The sequence below is a fragment of the Nitratireductor pacificus pht-3B genome (genome assembly GCF_000300335.1).
Lineage (GTDB): Bacteria > Pseudomonadota > Alphaproteobacteria > Rhizobiales > Rhizobiaceae > Nitratireductor > Nitratireductor pacificus.
The window spans coordinates 16,565-36,574 of the sequence record NZ_AMRM01000021.1 but is presented as its reverse complement, the minus strand read 5'-3'; the positions used below and the strand labels follow the sequence as shown (position 1 = coordinate 36,574).

The 20,010-nt window shown below is 66.7% G+C and carries 19 protein-coding genes; 13 read left to right on the top strand and 6 right to left on the bottom strand.

Annotation, left to right across the window (positions count from 1 at the left end):
• The first annotated feature begins 33 nt into the window (after positions 1-33).
• The 6 genes from hmgA to NA2_RS17070 all read left to right on the top strand — a co-directional run bounded on the left by hmgA (position 34) and on the right by NA2_RS17070 (position 6,262).
• A complete protein-coding gene (hmgA, locus tag NA2_RS17095) occupies positions 34-1,347 on the top strand; it encodes a homogentisate 1,2-dioxygenase (protein ID WP_008598311.1) in 1,314 nt (437 codons plus the stop codon).
• Positions 1,344-2,219, top strand: a complete 876-nt coding sequence (locus NA2_RS17090; protein WP_008598310.1) for an MBL fold metallo-hydrolase — start codon at positions 1,344-1,346, stop codon at positions 2,217-2,219. Before hmgA ends, NA2_RS17090 begins: the two co-directional genes overlap by 4 nt.
• Before the next feature lie 10 nt (positions 2,220-2,229).
• Positions 2,230-3,249 carry a fumarylacetoacetate hydrolase family protein gene (locus tag NA2_RS17085; protein ID WP_008598308.1) on the top strand — a complete coding sequence of 340 codons (1,020 nt, stop codon included), beginning with the start codon at positions 2,230-2,232 and terminating at the stop codon, positions 3,247-3,249.
• Positions 3,249-4,199 (top strand): MBL fold metallo-hydrolase, encoded by a 951-nt coding sequence (locus NA2_RS17080; protein WP_008598306.1) that lies wholly within the window; start codon positions 3,249-3,251, stop codon positions 4,197-4,199. The genes NA2_RS17085 and NA2_RS17080 overlap by 1 nt, the downstream gene beginning before the upstream one ends.
• A gap of 237 nt (positions 4,200-4,436) precedes the next feature.
• On the top strand, positions 4,437-6,056 hold the full coding sequence (locus tag NA2_RS17075) for an FAD-dependent oxidoreductase (protein ID WP_008598304.1): 1,620 nt from the start codon (positions 4,437-4,439) through the stop codon (positions 6,054-6,056).
• Positions 6,056-6,262, top strand: a complete 207-nt coding sequence (locus NA2_RS17070; protein ID WP_008598303.1) for a DUF2783 domain-containing protein — start codon at positions 6,056-6,058, stop codon at positions 6,260-6,262. Before NA2_RS17075 ends, NA2_RS17070 begins: the two co-directional genes overlap by 1 nt.
• A 62-nt stretch (positions 6,263-6,324) precedes the next feature.
• Here NA2_RS17070 and hppD read toward each other — a convergent pair whose 3' ends face one another.
• Positions 6,325-7,437, bottom strand: coding sequence for a 4-hydroxyphenylpyruvate dioxygenase (gene hppD / locus NA2_RS17065; protein WP_008598302.1), 1,113 nt, complete (start codon positions 7,435-7,437; stop codon positions 6,325-6,327).
• Between the two features lie 145 nt (positions 7,438-7,582).
• On the opposite strand from hppD, the gene NA2_RS17060 reads away from it, so the two are divergent.
• From NA2_RS17060 to NA2_RS17045, 4 genes are all read left to right on the top strand, one after another.
• Entirely contained in the window at positions 7,583-8,050 is a 468-nt protein-coding gene (locus NA2_RS17060) for an Lrp/AsnC family transcriptional regulator (protein ID WP_008598300.1), read from the top strand.
• Between the two features lie 207 nt (positions 8,051-8,257).
• A complete protein-coding gene (locus tag NA2_RS17055) occupies positions 8,258-9,307 on the top strand; it encodes a TRAP transporter substrate-binding protein (RefSeq protein ID WP_008598299.1) in 1,050 nt (349 codons plus the stop codon).
• A 264-nt stretch (positions 9,308-9,571) separates the two neighbouring features.
• Positions 9,572-10,102, top strand: coding sequence for a TRAP transporter small permease (locus tag NA2_RS17050; protein ID WP_008598298.1), 531 nt, complete (start codon positions 9,572-9,574; stop codon positions 10,100-10,102).
• Positions 10,099-11,421 carry a TRAP transporter large permease gene (locus NA2_RS17045; RefSeq protein ID WP_008598296.1) on the top strand — a complete coding sequence of 441 codons (1,323 nt, stop codon included), beginning with the start codon at positions 10,099-10,101 and terminating at the stop codon, positions 11,419-11,421. Before NA2_RS17050 ends, NA2_RS17045 begins: the two co-directional genes overlap by 4 nt.
• 232 nt (positions 11,422-11,653) lie before the next feature.
• Here the strand turns inward: NA2_RS17045 and NA2_RS17040 are convergent, their stop codons facing one another.
• The 5 genes from NA2_RS17040 to NA2_RS17020 form a co-directional block, all read right to left on the bottom strand.
• A complete protein-coding gene (locus NA2_RS17040) occupies positions 11,654-11,992 on the bottom strand; it encodes a protein tyrosine phosphatase family protein (RefSeq protein ID WP_008598295.1) in 339 nt (112 codons plus the stop codon).
• 46 nt (positions 11,993-12,038) lie between these two features.
• Positions 12,039-14,111 (bottom strand): 3-hydroxyacyl-CoA dehydrogenase NAD-binding domain-containing protein, encoded by a 2,073-nt coding sequence (locus NA2_RS17035; RefSeq protein ID WP_008598293.1) that lies wholly within the window; start codon positions 14,109-14,111, stop codon positions 12,039-12,041.
• Positions 14,112-14,158: 47 nt separating this feature from the next.
• Complete coding sequence (gene pcaD / locus NA2_RS17030) at positions 14,159-14,968, bottom strand: 3-oxoadipate enol-lactonase (protein ID WP_008598291.1); 810 nt, start codon at positions 14,966-14,968, stop codon at positions 14,159-14,161.
• A gap of 74 nt (positions 14,969-15,042) precedes the next feature.
• On the bottom strand, positions 15,043-15,456 hold the full coding sequence (locus NA2_RS17025; RefSeq protein ID WP_008598290.1) for an OsmC family protein: 414 nt from the start codon (positions 15,454-15,456) through the stop codon (positions 15,043-15,045).
• Between the two features lie 80 nt (positions 15,457-15,536).
• On the bottom strand, positions 15,537-16,385 hold the full coding sequence (locus NA2_RS17020) for a beta-keto acid cleavage family enzyme (RefSeq protein WP_008598289.1): 849 nt from the start codon (positions 16,383-16,385) through the stop codon (positions 15,537-15,539).
• A gap of 79 nt (positions 16,386-16,464) precedes the next feature.
• Here NA2_RS17020 and NA2_RS17015 point away from each other — a divergent pair, with 79 nt between their 5' ends.
• From NA2_RS17015 to NA2_RS17005, 3 genes are all read left to right on the top strand, one after another.
• The gene (locus NA2_RS17015) at positions 16,465-17,370 is read left to right on the top strand and encodes a MurR/RpiR family transcriptional regulator (RefSeq protein WP_040678373.1); all 906 of its coding nucleotides are present in this window, start codon (positions 16,465-16,467) and stop codon (positions 17,368-17,370) included.
• The gene (locus NA2_RS17010; RefSeq protein ID WP_008598287.1) at positions 17,367-18,689 is read left to right on the top strand and encodes an aspartate aminotransferase family protein; all 1,323 of its coding nucleotides are present in this window, start codon (positions 17,367-17,369) and stop codon (positions 18,687-18,689) included. The genes NA2_RS17015 and NA2_RS17010 overlap by 4 nt, the downstream gene beginning before the upstream one ends.
• A gap of 284 nt (positions 18,690-18,973) precedes the next feature.
• On the top strand, positions 18,974-19,954 hold the full coding sequence (locus NA2_RS17005; protein WP_008598286.1) for a TAXI family TRAP transporter solute-binding subunit: 981 nt from the start codon (positions 18,974-18,976) through the stop codon (positions 19,952-19,954).
• The last annotated feature ends 56 nt before the right edge of the window (positions 19,955-20,010 follow it).

The window sequence follows — 20,010 nt, the reverse complement described above, 5'->3', positions numbered from 1 at the left end:
TTGGCGGGCCGCTTCCCTTCCATGGAGGATCGCATGACCGTCCAGTATATGCCGGGCTTTGGCAACGATTTTGAAACCGAAAGCCTGCCGGGCGCGCTGCCGCAGGGGCAGAACTCGCCGCAGCGGCCCGCCTACGGGCTCTATGCCGAGCAGCTCTCCGGCTCGCCCTTCACCGCGCCGCGCGGCACCAACGAGCGGTCCTGGCTCTACCGTATCCGCCCGAGCGTCAAGCACACCACCCGTTTCAAGGCCGTGGCCTTCGACCAGTGGAAGTCGGCCCCGAACGTCAACGACCACCAGCTCTCCCTCGGGCAGCTCCGCTGGAACCCGATGCCGATCCCGAACGAGGAGACGAATTTCCTGGCGGGCGTGCGCACCATGACGACCGCGGGCGACGTGCAGGGACAGGCCGGCATGGCCGCCCATGTCTACGCCTTCAACAGCTCGATGGTGGATGAGTATTTCTTCAATGCTGACGGCGAACTGCTGCTGGTGCCGCAGGAAGGCGGGCTGCGCATCAAGACCGAGATGGGCATCATCGAGATCCTGCCGGGCGAGATCGCCATCCTGCCGCGCGGCATGATCTTCCAGGTGGAGCTGATGGACGGCCCGGCGCGCGGCTATATGTGCGAGAACTACGGCGCCAAGTTCACCCTGCCGGACCGCGGGCCGATCGGCGCCAACTGCCTGGCCAACCCGCGCGATTTCAAGACGCCGACCGCCTGGTACGAGGAAAAGGAGACGCCCTGCCGCCTGTTCGTCAAATGGTGCGGCGAGTTCCACGTCACCGAGATCGGCCATTCGCCGCTCGACGTGGTGGCCTGGCACGGCAATTACGCGCCGTACAAATACGATCTGTCGACCTTCTCGCCGGTGGGCGCGATCCTGTTCGACCATCCCGATCCGTCGATCTTCACGGTGCTGACGGCGCCGTCGGGCGAGGAGGGCACGGCGAACATCGACTTCGTCATCTTCCCGCCGCGCTGGATGGTGGCCGAGCACACCTTCCGCCCGCCCTGGTACCACCGCAACATCATGAGCGAGTTCATGGGCCTGATCAAAGGCCAGTACGACGCCAAGGAAGAGGGCTTCGTGCCTGGCGGCGTGTCGCTGCACAACATGATGCTGCCCCACGGTCCCGACGCCTTCGGCTTCGAGAAGGCGAGCAAATCGGAGTTGAAGCCGGTCAAGCTCGATGACACGATGGCCTTCATGTTCGAGACCCGCTTCCCCCAGCACCTGACCCGCTATGCGGCGGAGACCGACGCGTTGCAGGACAACTACATCGACTGCTGGACCGACCTGAAGAAGCGTTTCAACGGCACGCCCGAGGGCAACTGGTCGTGAACGAAAGGCTTGTGCTTCTGGGCACCAAGGGCGGTCCGGCGCTGCGGCCGGGCGGCCCGATGCCGACCGCGTCCCTCATCGAGATCGGCGGCCGCACCGCGGTCGTCGATTGCGCGCTCGGCGTGACCAAAGGGCTGGTGGATGCCGGGGTGTCGCTGAAGACGCTCGATCTGGTGTTCATCACGCATCTGCATTCCGACCACGTGCTGGAACTGGGCGCGCTGCTCCACACCGCGTGGACGGCGGGGCTGGCGACGCCGGTCAGGGTCTGCGGTCCGGTCGGCACGAAGGATGTGTGGACCCATTTCTGCCGCTCGCTCGCCTATGACATCGACATCCGCATCGACGACGAGGGCCGCCCCGACATCCGCGAACTGGTCGCGGTGACCGAGTTCGGCGAGGGCGTCGTCCTCGAGGAGGGCGGGCTGACGGTGGACGCGCTCAGGGTCGATCATCCGCCGGTGACCGAATGCTACGCGCTGCGCTTCTCCCACGCGGGGCGCCGCGTGGTTTTCTCCGCCGACACCTGCCATTTTCCGCCGCTCGCCGATTTCGCCCGTGGCGCGGACATCCTGGTGCATGAGGCGATGCTTCTGGCCGGCGTCGACCGGCTGGTGGCCCGCACCGGAAACGGCGCGCGCCTGAAGGCGCATCTGCTGGCGAGCCATACGCTCGCCGAGGATGCCGGGCGCATTGCCTCGGCAGCCGGTTGCGCGCATCTTGTGCTCAATCATCTCATTCCCGCCGACGACCCGGATTTCGGGCCCGAGGCCTGGGAAGAGGCGATCCGCCGGACCTTTGCCGGCCCGCTCACCATCGGCCGTGACGGCCTCGAACTGCCGCTGAAGACCGCGCCCGCAGCCAACGCATAAAGGAAAAAGCATGAAACTCGCCACGCTGAAGAACGGAAAGCGCGACGGAAGACTGGTCGTCGTCTCACGCGACCTGACCCGCTGCACCGACGCCTCCTTCCTGGTGCCGACGCTGCAGGCCGCGCTCGACGACTGGACGCGGGTCGCGCCGCATCTGGCCGCGCTTTCGGAGAGCCTGGAGCACGGCTCCGTGCCGTCCGAGCGCTTCCACGAGCACGATGCGGCCTCGCCGCTGCCGCGCGCCTTCCAGTGGGCCGACGGCTCGGCCTATGTCAATCACGTCGAGCTGGTGCGCAAGGCACGCGGCGCGGAGATGCCGGACAGTTTCTGGACCGACCCGCTGATCTATCAGGGCGGCTCCGACAGCTTCCTCGGCCCGCGCGATCCGATCGTTATGGCCGACGAGGCCTATGGCATCGACATGGAGGGCGAGGTCGCCGTCGTCGTCGACGACGTGCCGATGGGCGCCAGCGTGGACGAGGCGCGCGACGCGATCCGCCTGATCATGCTCGTCAACGACGTGTCGCTGCGCGGCCTGATCCCGGCGGAACTGGCCAAGGGCTTCGGCTTCTTCCAGTCGAAGCCGTCCTCGGCCTTCTCGCCGGTCGCCGTCACGCCGGACGAGCTGGGCGACGCCTGGGATGGCGGCAAGGTCTCCCTTCCGCTGTGGGTCGACTACAACGGCAAGCCCTTCGGCCGCGCCAATGCCGGCATCGACATGACCTTCGACTTTCCGACGCTTGTCGCCCACGCGGCGAAGACGCGTCCCCTGTGCGCCGGCGCGATCATCGGCTCGGGCACCGTTTCCAACAAGCTCGACGGCCAGCCCGGCAAGCCCGTGGGGGACGGCGGCGTCGGCTATTCCTGCATTGCAGAAATCCGCATGATCGAGACGATCAATGACGGCAAGCCGAAGACGCCCTTCATGGGCTTCGGCGACGTGGTGCGCATCGAGATGAAGGATGGCCAGGGCCATTCGATCTTCGGCGCGATCGAACAGACGGTTCAGAAATACGAGAAAGGCGCGTAATGGCCAAGCAATTCGCATCCGCAGGCGACCTGACGGAAAAGAAGATCTCCTTCGACGAGATCGGTCGGGATCTGTGGGCGTTCACCGCCGAGGGCGATCCCAATTCGGGCATCATCATCGGCGATGAATCGGTGATGGTGATCGAGGCGCAGGCGACGCCGCGCCTGGCGGAGAAGGTGATCGAGAAGGTCCGCTCCGTCACCGACAAGCCGATCAGCCATCTGGTGCTGACGCACTACCACGCCGTGCGCGTTCTGGGCGCTTCGGCCTATATGGCGCCGACCGTCATCATGAGCGACAAGGCGCGCGCCATGGTGGTGGAACGCGGCCGGGAGGACTGGGATTCGGAATTCGTGCGTTTCCCGCGCCTGTTCCAGGGCCATGAATCGATCCCCGGCCTGACCTGGCCGACGACGACCTTCTCCAGCTCCATGACCGTCTATCTCGGCAAGCGCCGGGTGGACCTGATGTTCCTCGGGCGCGCCCACACGGCGGGCGACATCGTCGCCCATGTGCCGGACGCCAACGTCATGTTCACCGGCGACATCGTGGAATATCATTCGGCCTGCTATTGCGGCGACGGCCATTTCCACGACTGGCCGGCGACGCTGGAGGAGATCCGTGCCTTCGATCTCGACGCCATCGCGCCGGGCCGCGGCGATGCGCTGGTCGGCCAGGACATGGTCAACGAGGCGCTCGACCGCACCGGCGATTTCGTGCTCTCCACCTACCAGCCGGTGGCGCGCGTGGCGCAGGGCGGCGGCTCGCTGAAGGAGGCCTGGGACGCCTGCCGCGCGGTCTGCGATCCAAAGTTCTCGGACTACGCGATCTACGAGCACTGCCTGCCGTTCAACGTGTCGCGCGCCTATGACGAGGCGCTCGGCATCGACACGCCGCGCATCTGGACCGCCGAGCGCGACAGGGAGATGTGGGAAGCCCTGCAGGGGTGACGGCTTCCTTCTCCCCGCGAGCGGGGAGAAGGTCCCGGCAGGGGGATGAGGGGCGCGCGGCGACCTGATTGAGACTGGTTTTGCCGCGCATCTGCTGATTGCCGATGGCGCTCGCCCCTCATCCTCACCTTCTCCGCGCTCGCGGGGAGAAGGGGGCGTCGATGCTAGCGCCTAGTTTGAAACAGGTCTGAGCCGGTTTCCCGCGAAGGAACGGCCGCAAGGGGGGGACGAAAACCCATGCCGCGTTACGCGTATAATCGCTTCCCGTACCGGACGCCGCCGGAACTGGCCGGCGGGCAGGCCGGTCAGCACAAGGTCGCGATCATTGGCGCCGGTCCGGTCGGTCTTGCCGCGGCGGTGGACCTCGCCCAGCGCGGCGTTCCGGTGGTCGTGCTGGACGACAACGACGTCGTCTCGGTCGGCAGCCGCGCCATCTGCTGGTCGAAGCGGACGCTTGAAATCTTCGACCGCCTGGGCATCGGCGAGCGGATGGTGGAGAAGGGCGTCACCTGGAAGGTCGGCCGCCTGTTCCACCGCGGCAACGAGGTCTGGAACTTCGACCTGCTGCCGGAGGAAGGCCACAAGATGCCGGCCTTCATCAACCTGCAGCAATATTACGTCGAGCAGTATCTGGTGGAGCGGGCCGCCGATTTCCCGGACCTGATCGACCTGCGCTGGAAGAACAGGGTGACCTCGGTCGAGCAGAAGGGCGGCGACGTGCGCCTCGGCGTCGAGACGCCCGACGGGGCCTACCACATGGACGCCGCATGGGTGATCGCCTGCGACGGCGCGCGCTCGCCGACCCGCGCCATGCTCGGCCTCGATTTCGAGGGCCAGGTGTTCGAGGAGCGTTTCCTGATCGCCGATGTGGAGATGAAGGCGGACTTCCCGTCCGAGCGCTGGTTCTGGTTCGAGCCGCCCTTCCACAACGGCCAGTCGGCGCTGCTGCACAAGCAGCCCGACGACATCTACCGCATCGACCTCCAGCTCGGTCCCGACGCCGACCCGGACGAGGAGAAGAAGCCGGAAAACGTCATTCCGCGCATCGAGAAGGTGATCGGCCATTCCCATTTCGAGCTCGACTGGGTGTCGGTCTACACCTTCCAGTGCCGCAGGCTCGAGCGCTTCGTCCACGACCGGGTGATCTTCGCCGGCGACAGCGCGCACATCGTCTCGCCCTTCGGCGCGCGCGGCGGCAATGGCGGCGTGCAGGACATCGACAATCTCGTCTGGAAGCTGGCCATGGTGGTGCAGGGCGAGGCGCCGCCCTCGCTGATCGCCACCTATGACGAGGAGCGCATCCACGGTACGGACGAGAACATCCTGAACTCCGCCCGCTCCACCTCCTTCATGACGCCGAAAAGCGCCATGGAGCGGATTTTTCGCGACAGCGTGCTGGCGCTTTCGGCCGAGCATGATTTCGCGCGGCGGCTGGTCAATTCCGGACGTCTGTCGAAACCCTGTTCGCTGGAAGGGCTGTCCTTGCAGACACCCGGTGGAGACCCTGGCCCGGTGAGGCCGGGCATGGTCATGCCGGACGCTCCGGTCGGGGCGGGAGATCAGCGCGGGTGGCTGCTCGATCATGCTGGCGGCGGCTTCGTGCTGCTTGCCGTCGACTGCGACCCGCCGATCGGCCTGCCGGCCGGGCTACATGTGGTTGAGGTGTCGGGCGCGGCGCGCGAAAGCGGCGTCGGGGGCGTCACGCGGCTCACGGACGTGGACGGGACGGTCGCCGCGCGCTACGGGCGCGGGCGGCTCTATCTGGTGCGGCCGGACCAGCACATCGCGGCCGTTTTCGAGCATCCGGACGCACATGACATCGCCGCCGCCATGACGCGCGCGATGGGGAGGGATTGATGACAGGCATAGATGCTATCGGACAGGATCGCCTCGGCGCCGCCGGAGACGATTTCTATGCGGCGCTGATGGCCGCGCATGACGGGCTGACCCTCGAGGAAAGCACGAGGCTGAACGCCAGGCTGGTGCTGCTTCTGGCCAATCAGGTGGGGGACATCGCGGTGCTGAAGGCGGCGCTGGCCGCCGCGAGCAATCATACCCGTTAAGCGTTTTCCGAAACGCTCAACGGGTATGTCTCATTGCTTTCGACGTTCCCGCGGAACGCCGCCTACTCGGCGGCGTCCACGGCGATGACGCCGCGCCGGATCTGGTCTTCCTCGATGCTCTCGAACAGGGCGCGGAAATTGCCCTCGCCAAAACCCTCGTCGCCCTTGCGCTGGATGAACTCGAAGAAGATCGGGCCGATGACGGTCTTGGAGAAAATCTGCAGCAGGATCTTCGTCATGCCGCCGTTCACCACGCCCTCGCCGTCGATCAGGATGCCGTGCGTCTTCATGCGCTCAATCGGCTCGTCATGGCCCTGCACGCGGTCGAAGCTCTTTTCGTAGTAGACTTCCGGCGGGCCGGGCATAAACTTCAGACCGTTGTCGGCGAGCTTGTCGGTGGCGTCGTAGATGCCATCCGTGCCGACGGCGATGTGCTGGATGCCTTCGCCCTTGTACTTCTTCAGATACTCGACGATCTGGCTGGTCTCGTCCTTGGACTCGTTCAGCGGGATGCGGATCTTGCCGCAGGCCGAGGTGATCGCCCGGCTGACGAGGCCCGTGATGCGGCCGTCGATGTCGAAATAGTGGATCTGCGTGAAGCCGAACAGCTCGCGGTAGAAGGCCCACCACTTGTCCATGTTGCCGCGATAGACGTTGTGGGTGAGGTGGTCGAGATAGTAGAAGCCGACGCCCTCGGGCTTCGGGTTCTTCTCGCCGGTCCATTCGAACTCGGCCTCGTAGGCGGAGCCCTTCGCGCCATAGGTGTCGATGAAATAGATCAGCGAGCCGCCGATGCCGACGATGGCCGGCACGTCGAGCGCCTTGTCGTCGCCCGTATAGGCCTCGGCGCCCTTCGACACCGCATGCTCGAGCGCGTGCTGCGCATCGACCACGCGCCAGGCCATGGACGGGGCGCACGGCCCGTGCGCGTCGACGAAGCGCATCGCATGGCTGCCCGGCTCGGCATTGAGGATGTAGTTGATGTCGCCCTGGCGCCAGACGGAGATTTTCTTCGTTTTGTGGCGGGCGACCTCGGCATAGCCCATCCTGGTGAACAGCTCGACCAGCTTCTCCGGCTCGGGATGGGCGAACTCGACGAATTCGAAGCCGTCGGTGCCGGCCGGGTTCTTGTCGGTGATCTCTGCGGGCGGTGCGTCGTGCGGGAACGGACCCATGGGCAAACTCCTCCTGTGGCGGAACGGTTGGGCGCAGATCTGCGCCGTCCCCACATTGTAGGCGTTCTGCCCCGCAAGCTGCTTGCATTGTTGGGCGTATTTTGTAGTAGGTATGCGGAAATCATGCAGAGATAGAGGAAATTGCATGGCGGACGCGCGCTTTGACGGATATGACCGCAAGATACTGTCTCTGTTACAGGTCGATGCGAGACTGACCAACAACGATCTTTCCGAGCGGGTGAACCTGTCGCCCTCGCAGTGCTCGCGCCGCCGCCAGCGGCTCGAGGAGGAAGGCTATATCCGCGGCTATGTGGCGATGCTCGACCGCGACCGGCTGGGTTTTCCGCTGGTCAACATCATCACCGTGACGCTCGCCACGCACAATCCCGACAATGCCCGCCGCTTCGGCGAGCTTCTGGCGCGCCTGCCGGAGGTGCAGGAGGCGCACGCGCTGACCGGCGAGATGGACTACATCCTGAAGGTCGTCACGCCCGATCTCAAATCCCTGTCGGAATTCGTCAACGGTGTGCTGCTGCCGCACGATTCCGTGCAGCACGTGAAGAGCGCCATCGTGCTCGAGACGCTGAAGGAAACCGGCGCCCTGCCGTTGTGAGTGCCAGTTGTGTTACGAATGATCTGAAATACAACTCTTTATTGTTACATAATTTCAGCTAAAGTCCTGCTGGACGCGCGTCGGGTTTCCGAACGATACTCAACCATCAGGCACCGGGACGTTCCGGGGCGTGGGGTGCAAGAACGGATCACAACGGACAAGGGGCGCCGCGCCAGCGCTGAAGCGCATGCAATCGGGAGGAGAAGCATGAAATCATTTTCCGTCAGAAAACTGGCTCTGGCTGCCGCCGTCGCGGCGACCGGCCTCATCGGGGCCACTGCGTCGTCGCTGGCTCAGGAGGTGACGCTGCGGCTGCACCAGTTCCTGCCGCCGCAGGCCAATGTGCCGAAACTGGTGCTCGACCCCTGGGCCGACAAGGTCGAGAAGGAATCGGGCGGCCGCATCAAGATCGAGCGCTATCCGGCGATGCAGCTCGGCGGCACGCCGCCGCAGCTCTACGATCAGGCGCGCGACGGCATCGTCGACATCGTCTGGACGCTGCCCGGCTCCAATCCCGGCCGCTTCCCCTCGACCGAGGTGTTCGAGCTTCCGTTCATGATGACCAATGCCGAGGCGACCTCGCGCGCCTATTGGGACCTGTTCGAGAAGAGCATGAAGGACACCGAGTTCAAGGACACCCACGTGCTGGGCGTCTGGGTGCACGGCCCGGGCATGCTCCACTCGAAGACGCCGATCACCAAGCTCGAAGACCTGAAGGGCATGAAGGTCCGCGCGCCCACCCGCATCATCAACGCCCTGCTCGGCCAGCTCGGCGCGACGCCGGTCGGCATGCCGGTGCCGCAAATCACGGAAGCCCTGTCGAAGGGCGTCATCGACGGCTGCGTCATCCCGTGGGAGGTCACGCCGGCCCTGAAGGTGCCGGAGCTGGTCTCCAATCACACGGAGTTCGGCGGCGATCATGCGCTCTACACGACGACCTTCGTGCTGGCGATGAACAAGGCCAAGTATGACAGCCTGCCGGACGATTTGAAGAAGGTGATCGACGACAATTCCGGCCAGGAGTTCGCCGCCTTCGCCGGCAGCACGCAGGCCGGCGCCGATGGCCCGAGCCGGCAGATCGCCGTCGATCGCGGCAACAACATCATCGAGATCAGCGCCGAGGACACCGAGACCTGGAAGGAGGCCGCCCAGCCGGTCTACGCGCAGTGGGTCGAGGAGATGAAAGGCAAGGGCATCGACGGGCAGGCGCTCATCGACGAGGCACGCGCCCTGATCGAGAAGTACACCAGCCAGTAAGCCCGCCGAGGGCCGAAGCAAGGGGCGGGCCGAAAGGCCCGCCCCTTGTCTGAAGCAGGTCGCCCGAAAGCGGGACCTGGTTCCGGGACGACGACCTGCGATGGAACAGGGACCTGAGGCGTGGCGAGCAAATCCGAAGGATTGCGGCAGGCTTCAGGGCCGGCGCCGCTTGCGCCGGAAACGGCCGGTGTCTAACCTTCCGGACCCGATCCGTGACAAGAACAATATGATGGTGAAACCGAACCCGGGGGGACGGGAAGGGGCATGACCCTGTCTAAGATCGTAATCTGGCTGGCGCGCGCGCTGGCCATACTGGGCGGCATCGTCCTGGTCGCCGTGACGGTGATGACCGTTGCGAGCATCACCGGGCGGGTCTTCATCCGGCTCGGCCTCGGCCCTGTTCCTGGCGATTTCGAGCTGGTTCAGGCGGGCGTCGGCTTCGCCATCTTCGCCTTCCTGCCCTGGTGCCAGCTCAACCGCGGCCATGCGTCGGTCGACATCGTCACAAGCTTCTTCCCGGCGCGCGCCAACCGCATCATCGACGTGATCGCCGAGGTCCTGATGACAGTGGTGCTCGGCCTGATCGCCTGGCAGCTCTATTACGGCATGCGCGACAAGCTCGCCTATTCCGAGACGAGTTTCATCCTGCAATACCCGGTCTGGTGGATCTATGCGGCCTGCCTGCTTGCAGCCATCGGCGCGGTGATCGTGTCGGTCTATATGACATTCGTGCGGATCGGGGAGCTGCGCGACGGCGCTCCCGCCGAAACGCCGGGCCAGGGAGCAGTGCATTGACCAACCTCGAACTGGGCCTGTGGTCCTTCCCGCTGCTCCTGCTGCTCATCTTCCTGCGTCTGCCCATCGGCCTGGCTATGCTGCTGTGCGGGCTGGGCGGAAGCTGGCTGGTCTTCGGCAGCGTCACGCCGGTGCTCGCCAAGCTGAAGAACGAGACCTATTCGACCTTTTCCGCCTATTCGCTGACGATCGTGCCCCTGTTCCTGCTGATGGGCCAGTTCGCCACGCTGGGCGGCATGTCGCGCGCGCTCTTCAAGGCGGCCGAGACCTGGATGGGGCACAAGCGCGGCGGCGTCGCCATGGCGGCGGTTGGCGCCTGCGCCGGCTTCGGGGCAATCTGCGGCTCGTCGCTCGCGACGGCGGCGACGATGAGCCAGGTGGCGCTGCCGGAGCTGCGCCGCTACGGCTATTCGGGCGCGCTGGCCACCGGCACGCTGGCGGCCGGCGGCACGCTGGGCATCCTGATCCCGCCCTCCGTCATTCTGGTGATCTACGCCATCCTGACGGAGCAGAACATCGCCAAGCTGTTCGTCGCGGCCTTCGTCCCGGGCGTGCTGGCCGCCATCGGCTACATGCTCGCCATCTCCGTCTATGTGCGCCTGTGGCCGGAATCGGCGGGCACGCGCCCGCGCGCGCCCTACAGCGAGCGCTTCCGCGTCCTGGTCGATGTCTGGCCGGTGCTCGTCGTCTTCCTCGCCGTCGTGGGCGGCATCTATCTCGGCATCTTCACGCCGACCGAGGGGGCGGCGGTGGGCGCAGCCGGCACGGGCATCATCGCGCTGGTGAATGGCGGGCTGACCCGCGAAACCTTCGTGCAGTCGATCCTCGCCACGGCCACCGCCTCGGCAATGATCTTCTTCATCGTGCTGGGGGCCGGCTTCTACAATTCCTTCCTGGCGCTGGCGCAGGTGCCACAGCAGATGGCGGCCTTCGTCTCCGAGCAGGGGTTCAATCCCTGGATGGTGCTGACGCTGATCCTGATCCTCTACCTGGTGTTCGGCTGCGTCATGGATTCGCTGTCGATGATCCTCCTGACGATCCCCATCTTCTTCCCGATCGTCACGGTGCTCGATTTCGGCCTCGGCGCAGAGGAGTTCGCCATCTGGTTCGGCATCCTCGTGCTGATCGTCGTGGAGGTGGGGCTGATCACGCCACCGGTGGGCATGAACCTGTTCGTGCTCAACGCCATGGCCAAGGACACGCCCATCGCGGCGACCTATCGCGGCGTGACGCCCTTCATCATCAGCGACATCCTGCGCGTGGCGCTGCTGACGCTCTTCCCGGCGATATCCCTGTTCGTGCTGCGCTGGCTCTATTGATGGGGGCGGTGCTGACGCAGTTACCCCTCACTTGCGGTTTCTAACACTTAGCCTTCGGCTAAGGTGTTGAAATCGCTTTCTCTCCCGCAAGGGGAGAGATACGCCATCATCGGCGAAGCGCGCTTTTATCTCCCCCCTTGCGGGGGAGAAAGCAAATTCCCGGGCTTACCGAAGCTAAGTCCTTGGAAACTGCAAGAGAGGGGTTGCTTCCGCTTTCTATCCGCGCCGGCCCCTACAGACCGCGTTCCTTGATGAACCCGTAGAGATTGGCCGAGCGCGTGCCGCTGCGGCAATAGGCGAAGACCGGGCCGGGGAGGTCCTTGAGCGCCGCGGCCATGGCCGTGACGTCGTCCATCGTCATCGCACCGCTGACCACGGGCACGTGGCGGAAATCAAGGCCGGCGGCCTTGGCCGCTTCGGCGATGGCGGCGACGGGCGGCTGGCCCGCATCCTCGCCGTCCGGGCGGTTGCAGACGACGCTCCGGAAGCCGGCCGCCTTGATCGCGGCGACATCCTCCACGGCGATCTGCGGTGAGACCGCATAGTCCTCCGAAATCCTGCGAATATCCATGCTCAGTTCCTTTTGTGGGTTGGCGGTTTCGACACGCCGTGTTCGCTCACGCGAGATCGGCAAAGCCGCCGCCCGTCAGCGCCAGCTGCCGCAGGAGAGGCGCCGGCTTGAACACCTCCTTGCCCGTCTCGCCGTACCAGTGTTCGAGCCGGTCGACGATCCTGCCGATGCCGAAATGCTCGGCCCAGAACATCGGGCCGCCTTTCGCGACCGGGAAGCCGTATCCGTTGACCCAGACCACATCGACATCGGAGGCGCGGGCGGCGATGCCTTCCTCGACGATGCGCGCGCCCTCGTTGATCATCGGGTAGAGCGTCCGCTCGGTGATCTCCTCGGCGCCGACCGTGCGGCGCTCGATGCCCAGCTCGTCGGCCTTCCGCTCGATCAGCTCGGCGACGAAGGGATCGGGCTTCGGCGTGCGCGAGCCATCCTCGTAGAGGTAGAAGCCGCGCCCGGCCTTCTGGCCGAAATGACCGGCCTCGCACAGCGCGTCGGCGACCGGCGCGGTCAGGCCGAGCGACTGGCGGTGCTTCCAGCTGATGTCGAGGCCGGCAAGGTCGACCATGGCGAAGGGTCCCATCGGCCAGCCGAAATCGGCGAAGACGCGGTCGACCTGCTCGGGCGTCGCGCCGGACAGGAGGAGGCTCTCGTTCTCCTCGCGCCGCGCCGCCAGCATGCGGTTGCCGACGAAGCCGTTGCAGACGCCGACCACCACCGGCACCTTGCCGATGCGGCGGGCGAGCGCCAGCGCCGAGGCGAGCACCTCCGGCGCGGTGTGGTCACCGCGGACGATCTCCAGCAGGCGCATCACATGCGCCGGGGAGAAGAAGTGCAGTCCGACCACGTCCTGCGGACGCCCGGTGGAGGCCGCGATCTCGTCGAGGTCGAGATAGGAGGTGTTGGAGGCGAGGATCGCGCCGGGCTTCATCACCTTGTCGAGCGCGCCGAACACCTTGTGCTTGACGCCCATGTCCTCGAACACCGCCTCGATGGCGATGTCGCAGTCGGACAGGGCGGCATAGTCGGTGGTGCCGGAAATGCGCGCCAGCCGCGCCTCCTTCTCCGCCGCGTCGATCGAGCCGCGCTTCACCGAGCCGGCATAGGTCTTGTCGATCTGGCCGAGGCCGCGTTCCAGCGCCTCGGCGTTCAGTTCGAGCAGCCTGACCTCGATGCCGCCATTGGCGAGCGCCATGGCGATGCCCGCGCCCATCGTGCCGGCGCCGATGACGGCGGCCTTTTCGATCGGTCGCGCCTGGGTGTCGCGGGCGATGCCCGGCACTTTCGTGGCCTCGCGGGTGGCGAAGAACAGATGGCGCTGGGCGGCCGATTCAAGGCTGTCGCGCCGTTCCAGGAACAGTTCGCGCTCGCGCGCCAGCGCGTCGTCGAACGCCATGGTGATGGCGTTGCGGACGGCCTCGGCGGCGGTGAGCGGCGCGGTGAGGCCGCGCGCCTTCTTCGTCGCGTCGGCGACGGCCGCCTCGAAGGCGTCCAGATCGACGGCGAGCTTCTCATCGCGGGCGCGGATGTGCCTGTGCGGACCGTCTTCCGCGATCTTGGCGCGCAGGAAGGCCATGGCGGCGGCGCGCAGGTCTCCGTCAGCGACCGCATCCACCGCGCCGAGCGCCTGCGCCTTCTCCATCCCGACCGGCTTGCCGGAAACGATGATGCCGAGGGCCGCCTCAGGCCCGACGAGACGCGGCAGGCGGACCGTGCCGCCCGCGCCGGGGATGAGGCCGAGATTGACTTCCGGCAGGCCGATCATCGCCGCCCTGTCGGCGACGCGATAATGGCAGCCGAGCGCCAGCTCCAGCCCGCCGCCGAGCGCGGTGCCGTGAATGGCGGCGACGGTCGGCTTTTCGATGCTCTCCAGAAGGGCGATCAGGTCCGGCAGGCTGGGCTCAAGCGGCGGCTTGCCGAATTCGGATATGTCCGCGCCGGCGACGAAGGTGCGCCCCGCGCAGGCGATCACGATGCCCTGGACCGCCTCGTCGGCCTTCGCCGCCTCCAGCGCCGCAAACAGCGGCGCGCGCAGCGCATGGCCGAGCGCGTTGACGGGCGGGTTGTCCAGAACGATGACGGCTACGCCGTCCTCGTTGGTGATCGTCACGGTGTCGCTCATTCAGGTTCCTTTTGCTGTTGCATGCCGCCGCGTGGTCCGGCGCGGCCTCAGCCCCATCGGCCGGTCTCAGCGAGAAAGGCTTCGATCAGCGCGGCGGTCTTCTCCGGCTGCTCGATGCAGGGCAGGTGGCCCGCTTCCGCGATGATCTCGAAACGGGCGCCGTCGATCAGCGCGGCCAGCTCGCGGACGAGGTCGGGCGGGGTCGAGCCGTCCTGGTGGCCGACGATGCAGAGGACGGGCAGGCGCAGGGCGCGGGTGGATTCCGTGAGGTCGGCGTCGCGCAGCGCCGCGCAGGTGCCGGCATAGCCGTCGACGGGCGTGCGGGTCAGCATAGCCGTATAGCCGGCGAAATCCGCATTGCCGGAAGAACGATAGGCGGGCGTGAACCAGCGCTGCAGGATGCCGTCGGCGATGGAGGCGATGCCTTTCGCGTTGACGGCCTCGATGCGGCCGTTCCACAGCGCGTCCGTGCCGATCTTGTGCGCCGTGTCGCAGAGCACCAGCGCCTCCACCAGGTCGGGGCGGCGCGTCGCCAGCCCCTGCGCGATCATGCCGCCGACCGACAGGCCGACGACCGCCGCGCGTGCAATGCCCAGATGGTCGAGAAGCGCCGCCAGATCGTCCACATGGTCGGTCAGCGCATAGGGCTGCGGCGGCGCCTCGGAGAGGCCATGGCCGCGCTTGTCGTAAAGCACCAGCCGGTAGTTCCCGGCCAGGCGGTCGGCGACCGCGTCCCAGATGCGGAAATCGGTGCCGAGGGAATTCGAGAAGACCAGCGCTGGCCCATTTTCCGGCATGTCCGCCGGGCCGCGCACCTCATGGTGCAGGACGACGCCGTTCACGCGCGCGAAAGCCATCCGCTTGCCTCCCTGATCCGCTGCAGAAGGGCTTCTGTATGGGAGAAGCCCGCCGCGCCGTCAATCGGTCCGTTTCAATTCGCGATCCGCATCTCGACGGCGCCGTTCAGCGAATTGCTGACGGTGCAGCGGGCCTTGGCGCGCTTGATGAGTTCGGCGCACTGCTCGACGCCGGGAACCGTGTCGAGCGTGACGGCGGCCTCGTAGCTGCCGACGCGGTCCGGCAGGTCCTGCGCCTTGTGGGCGCTGACATCGACCGAAACCGTGCCGACGTCGATCTTCATCTCCTGCGCGGCGTGATGGAACGACAGGGCGAGGCATGCGCCGAGGGCCGAAACCAGGAAATCAACCGGCGTCCCGGCCTCGTCCGTGCTGGGCGAGGTGATGGCGACGGTCTGCGCCGGCGCGGTCGCGACGCGGATGATCTTGCCTTCGCCGATCGCCGTGGTGAAGGGACCGTAGGTTTTCGGCTTGATGCGGATGGCCATGGGGGACTCCTGATGTTGTCCACTGACATCTAGTGATGTCGCCGGGCGACGTCCACCTGCAGCGTGTCGCAGAGGCGGCGTTAGCGCCCCCGCGCGGGCGCGTCGAGCCCCCAGGCGGTGCGCAGGTCGCCGACGGTTGCGATCCCTGCGCCAAGCCCTTTCAGCGCTTCGCCGACGCCGGTGACGATTGCCGCGTTGTCGCGCGCGACCGAGCCGTCGGCCAGATGGAGATTGTTTTCGAACCCGACGCGGGCATGGCCGCCCAGAAGGCCGGCCGCCGTCACGCAGGCCGCCTCGCGCGGGCCGAAGGCGCAGACCATGAAATGGGCGAAACGCGGCATCGCCGGGTCGAGGAAGGGCAGGAGATCGGCCGGGTCGGAGCGCTGGCCCTCGCTGTAGCGGCCGAGCACGTAGAGCACCGGAATGTCCGGAAACGGGATCAGCCCGCGCGCCATCATGCCCTTCAGCTGCAGTGCCTCGTCCGGATGGTAGAGGATGATCTGCGGCGCGATGTTCTCCTGCCGCATGAACGACAGGAACTGCGAGAAGGCCACCTCGTGCGACGCGTCGGGCACCAGTTCGCGCAGCGCCAGCGAGGCCGCCTCCGGACGCACCGCCCGCACCACCGCCATCTGCTCCGGCGCGGCGTAGCGCCCGACCGCCTCGGTGCTGATCTGGATCACCAGCCGGTCGCCGACGGCGCCCCTGATGGCAGCGATGGCCTCGCGGTAGGCATCGGCGTCGAGGATGTGCCGGCCATCGGCATCGCGCACATGGCAGTGGATCATCGCGGCGCCCGCCTCGCGGCAGGAGGCGGCCGTCTGCGCCAGCTCGGCGGCCGTCTGCGGCAGGGCGGGATGATCGACCCTCGTGCGCCGCCCGCCATTGGGCGCGACGGCGATGGCGACGCGATGCGCGGTTCCGGTCACGAAAACTCCAATCGTTGCATCAATAGAGGCAATGCAACATTTGTTGCACAGGCGCGGCATTCCGTCTAGGATGGATTTCATGGATCGCGCCGCTCTCGCAGACCGCATCACCCGCTCCTTCGAAGAGCTTCCCGGGCAACTGGGAGCGGCGGCGCGCTACGTCCTCGACAATCCGGGCGACGTGGCGCTTCTGTCGATGCGCGAGCAGGCGCGCCGCGCCGGCGTGCAGCCCTGGACCATGACCCGGCTTGCCAAACGTCTCGGCCTCGACGGCTACGAGGCGCTGCGCCAGATGCATGGCGAGGCGCTGAAGGAACAGGCGCTCGGCTTCTCAGGCAAGGCCGGCGCGCAGGTGGCGCGGCAGAAGGAGGGCGGCAGCCATGCGCTGGCGCGTGACATCGCAGCCGCCAGCGCCGCGCAGGTCTCTGCGCTGGCGGAGCCCGCCGCGCTCGACGGTCTCGTGGCCGCCGCCGAGATGATGGCGTCCGCGCGGCGCATCTATTGCTTCGGCCTGCGCTCCAGCCACGCGGTCGTCGCCCATTTTGCCTACATCATGTCGTTTCTCGGCGAGAAGGCCGTGCTGCTCGACTTCGGTGCCGGCACAGGCCTCGACTGCCTGCGGCATGCCGAGGCCGGCGACGTGTTCTTCGTCGTCGCCGTCGCGCCCTACACCCGCGCCAGCATCGAGGCGGCCGAGCATGCACGGTCGCTCGGCCTGAATGTGGTGACGCTGACCGACAGCGCGGTGTCGCCGCTTGCCGCGCTTGCCGATCAGACAGTCTTCGCGGCGACGGAAAGCCCCTCCTTCCTGCATGCCATGACGCCGGCCTTCGCCGCCGCTGAGATCCTCGCGGCCCTCGTGGCGGGGATCGGCGGCGACGCGGCGCTTGCCGCCATCGGCCGCACCGAAAGCCAGCTTGCCACCCTCAAGATTCATCATCTTCAACCCGCGCCGCGCGCGCGCCGCTTCGGAAAACCCAGATGACCCACATTCTGCACCGCCAGATCAATGCAGTCCTGCCCGTGGCCGCCGGCGGCCAGGGCATCGAATTGTTCGACCGGGAGGGCAAGGCCTATATCGACGCATCGGGCGGGGCCGCCGTCTCGTGCCTGGGGCATGGCCACCCCGACGTGATCGCGGCGCTGAAGGCGCAGGCGGACCGGCTGGCCTACGCGCATACCAGCTTCCTCACCAACGAACCCGCCGAGCAGCTGGCCGACAGGCTGGTCGCCGGTGCGCCGCAGGGCATCAGCCATGTCTACTTCGTCTCGGGCGGCTCGGAAGCCAACGAGGCGGCGCTGAAGATGGCCCGGCAGTATTTCGTCGAGAAGGGCGAGCCGCAGCGCCGCAACATCATCGCCCGCCGCCAGAGCTACCACGGCAACACGCTGGGCACGCTCGCCACCGGCGGCAATGCGTGGCGCCGCGCGCCGTTCGGCCCGCTGCTGATCGACACGCATCACATCGACCCGTGCTACGCCTACCGCCACCAGGCGCCGGGCGAGAGCGAGGAAGCGTATGGCCTGCGCGCCGCACAGGCGCTGGAGGACAAGATCCTCGAGCTGGGGCCGGAGACCGTGATGGCCTTCGTCGCCGAACCGGTGGTCGGGGCGACGGCCGGCGCGGTACCGGCGGCGGCCGGCTATTTCAGGCGCATCCGCGAGATCTGCGACCGCCACGGCGTCCTGCTCCTGCTCGACGAGGTGATGTGCGGCATGGGCCGGACGGGCACGATGCATGCCTGCGAGCAGGACGGCGTCGCGCCCGACCTGATGACCGTCGCCAAGGGGCTGGGCGGCGGCTACCAGCCGATCGGCGCCGTGCTTCTCGGACGCCACATCTTCGATGCCTTCGCGGGCGGGTCGGGGCTGTTCCAGCACGGCCACACCTATATCTGCCACCCGATGGCCTGCGCCGCCGCACTTTCCGTGCAGGAGGTGATCGAGCGCGACGGCCTGCTGGCCAATGTACGCGCCATGGGGGCGCATCTGCGCGGGCGGCTCGACGCCTGCTTCGGCAATCACGCCCATGTCGGCGACATTCGCGGCAGGGGGCTGTTTCTCGGCCTCGAACTGGTCGAGGACCGTTCGTCGAAGGAACCCTTCGATCCGGCGCGCAAGGTCCACGCCCGCGTCAAGAAGGAGGCGATGGCCCGCGGCCTGATGGTCTATCCGGCCGGCGGCACGATCGACGGCGCGCGGGGCGATCACGTCCTGCTGGCGCCACCCTTCATTCTCGACGCGGCCGGCGCGGACGCGATCGTCGAACGGCTCGGCGAGGCGGTTGACGCGGCGGTGCGTTGATAGCAAAACGGGCGGGAGGAGAATAAAGCTTCGTGTTCAAAGGCTTATCCGAAGTCAACAGGAGCTTCGAGCAACAACGGGTTGCAAGTTTTGGCAAATTGCGCAGTCTATCCATTGACTTGGCCTTGGGCGCGTTTAACGCTCAGCGCCAGGGTCCTTGAGGGCTGTGCATGGTCGGGCGCGTCGCACGCCGCATCCGATCCCGGTGTCGGTCCCCCTGGACTGCAACACCATACGACGTGCAAGCATTCGCTAACGCGTAAACATCAGTAGGGAGACGCATAATGAAACCCAATCGCATTCTCGGTTTTGGCCTTGCCACCGCGATGCTTGGCTCGCTTGCCGCCGGAGCGGCCGGCGCACAGGAGCAGCGCTTCGTATCCGTCGGCACCGGCGGCGTGACGGGCGTCTATTATCCGGTGGGCGGCGCGATCTGCCGCCTGATGAACCAGACCCGCAAGGAACACGGCATCCGCTGCTCGGTCGAATCGACCGGCGGTTCGGTGTTCAACGTCAACGCCATCAAGGGCGGCGACCTGGAATTCGGCGTGGCGCAGTCCGACGTGCAGTACAATGCGTTCAAGGGCGAAGGCCCCTTCGCCGACGGCGGCGCGCATGACAAGCTGCGTTCGGTCTTCTCGCTGCATGCCGAGCCGCTGACGGTCGTCGCGCGCAAGGATGCGGGCGTCACCGACTTCGACAGCCTGAAGGGCAAGCGCGTCAACATCGGCAACCCCGGCTCCGGCCAGCGCGCGCTGATGGACCTGCTGATCGCCGAGAAGGGCTGGACCAACGCCGACTTCGCCGTCGCCGCCGAGCTCGCCCCGGCGGAACAGAGCGCCCAGCTCTGCGACAACAACATCGACGCCTTCGCCTACACGGTCGGCCATCCGGCCGGCGCCATCCAGGAAGCCACGACGACCTGTGACAGCGTCATCATCCCGGTCGAGGGCGAAGCGGTCGACAAGCTGGTCGCCGACAACCCGTACTACTTCAAGGCCACCATCCCGGGCGGCATGTACCGCGGCACGGACAACGACGTGAACACGTTCGGCGTCGGCGCCACCGTGGTCACCTCGGCGGACGTTCCCGACGAGGTCGTGACGGCCTTCATCGAAGCCGTCTTCAAGGACTTCGACGCCTTCAAGGCGCTGCATCCGGCGCTCGCCAACCTGACGCCCGAGAGCATGGTCGGCCAGGGCAACTCGGCCCCGATGCACCCGGCCGCCGAAGCCTACTACAAGGAAAAAGGCTGGCTGAAGTAACACCGGCATTCGAGGGCGCCCGCATCGCGGGCGCCCTTCTTCTCCCTGAAAATTAA

Bases quoted from the DNA above. Each gene is read 5' to 3' on its own strand.
- hmgA (WP_008598311.1), top strand. From the start codon at position 34: ATGACCGTCCAGTATATGCCGGGCTTTGGCAACGATTTTGAAACCGAA.
- NA2_RS17085 (WP_008598308.1), top strand. From the start codon at position 2,230: ATGAAACTCGCCACGCTGAAGAACGGAAAGCGCGACGGAAGACTGGTC.
- NA2_RS17080 (WP_008598306.1), top strand. From the start codon at position 3,249: ATGGCCAAGCAATTCGCATCCGCAGGCGACCTGACGGAAAAGAAGATC.
- NA2_RS17075 (WP_008598304.1), top strand. From the start codon at position 4,437: ATGCCGCGTTACGCGTATAATCGCTTCCCGTACCGGACGCCGCCGGAA.
- NA2_RS17070 (WP_008598303.1), top strand. From the start codon at position 6,056: ATGACAGGCATAGATGCTATCGGACAGGATCGCCTCGGCGCCGCCGGA.
- hppD (WP_008598302.1), bottom strand. From the start codon at position 7,437: ATGGGTCCGTTCCCGCACGACGCACCGCCCGCAGAGATCACCGACAAG.
- NA2_RS17060 (WP_008598300.1), top strand. From the start codon at position 7,583: ATGGCGGACGCGCGCTTTGACGGATATGACCGCAAGATACTGTCTCTG.
- NA2_RS17055 (WP_008598299.1), top strand. From the start codon at position 8,258: ATGAAATCATTTTCCGTCAGAAAACTGGCTCTGGCTGCCGCCGTCGCG.
- NA2_RS17050 (WP_008598298.1), top strand. From the start codon at position 9,572: ATGACCCTGTCTAAGATCGTAATCTGGCTGGCGCGCGCGCTGGCCATA.
- NA2_RS17040 (WP_008598295.1), bottom strand. From the start codon at position 11,992: ATGGATATTCGCAGGATTTCGGAGGACTATGCGGTCTCACCGCAGATC.
- NA2_RS17035 (WP_008598293.1), bottom strand. From the start codon at position 14,111: ATGAGCGACACCGTGACGATCACCAACGAGGACGGCGTAGCCGTCATC.
- pcaD (WP_008598291.1), bottom strand. From the start codon at position 14,968: ATGGCTTTCGCGCGCGTGAACGGCGTCGTCCTGCACCATGAGGTGCGC.
- NA2_RS17025 (WP_008598290.1), bottom strand. From the start codon at position 15,456: ATGGCCATCCGCATCAAGCCGAAAACCTACGGTCCCTTCACCACGGCG.
- NA2_RS17015 (WP_040678373.1), top strand. From the start codon at position 16,465: ATGGATCGCGCCGCTCTCGCAGACCGCATCACCCGCTCCTTCGAAGAG.
- NA2_RS17010 (WP_008598287.1), top strand. From the start codon at position 17,367: ATGACCCACATTCTGCACCGCCAGATCAATGCAGTCCTGCCCGTGGCC.
- NA2_RS17005 (WP_008598286.1), top strand. From the start codon at position 18,974: ATGAAACCCAATCGCATTCTCGGTTTTGGCCTTGCCACCGCGATGCTT.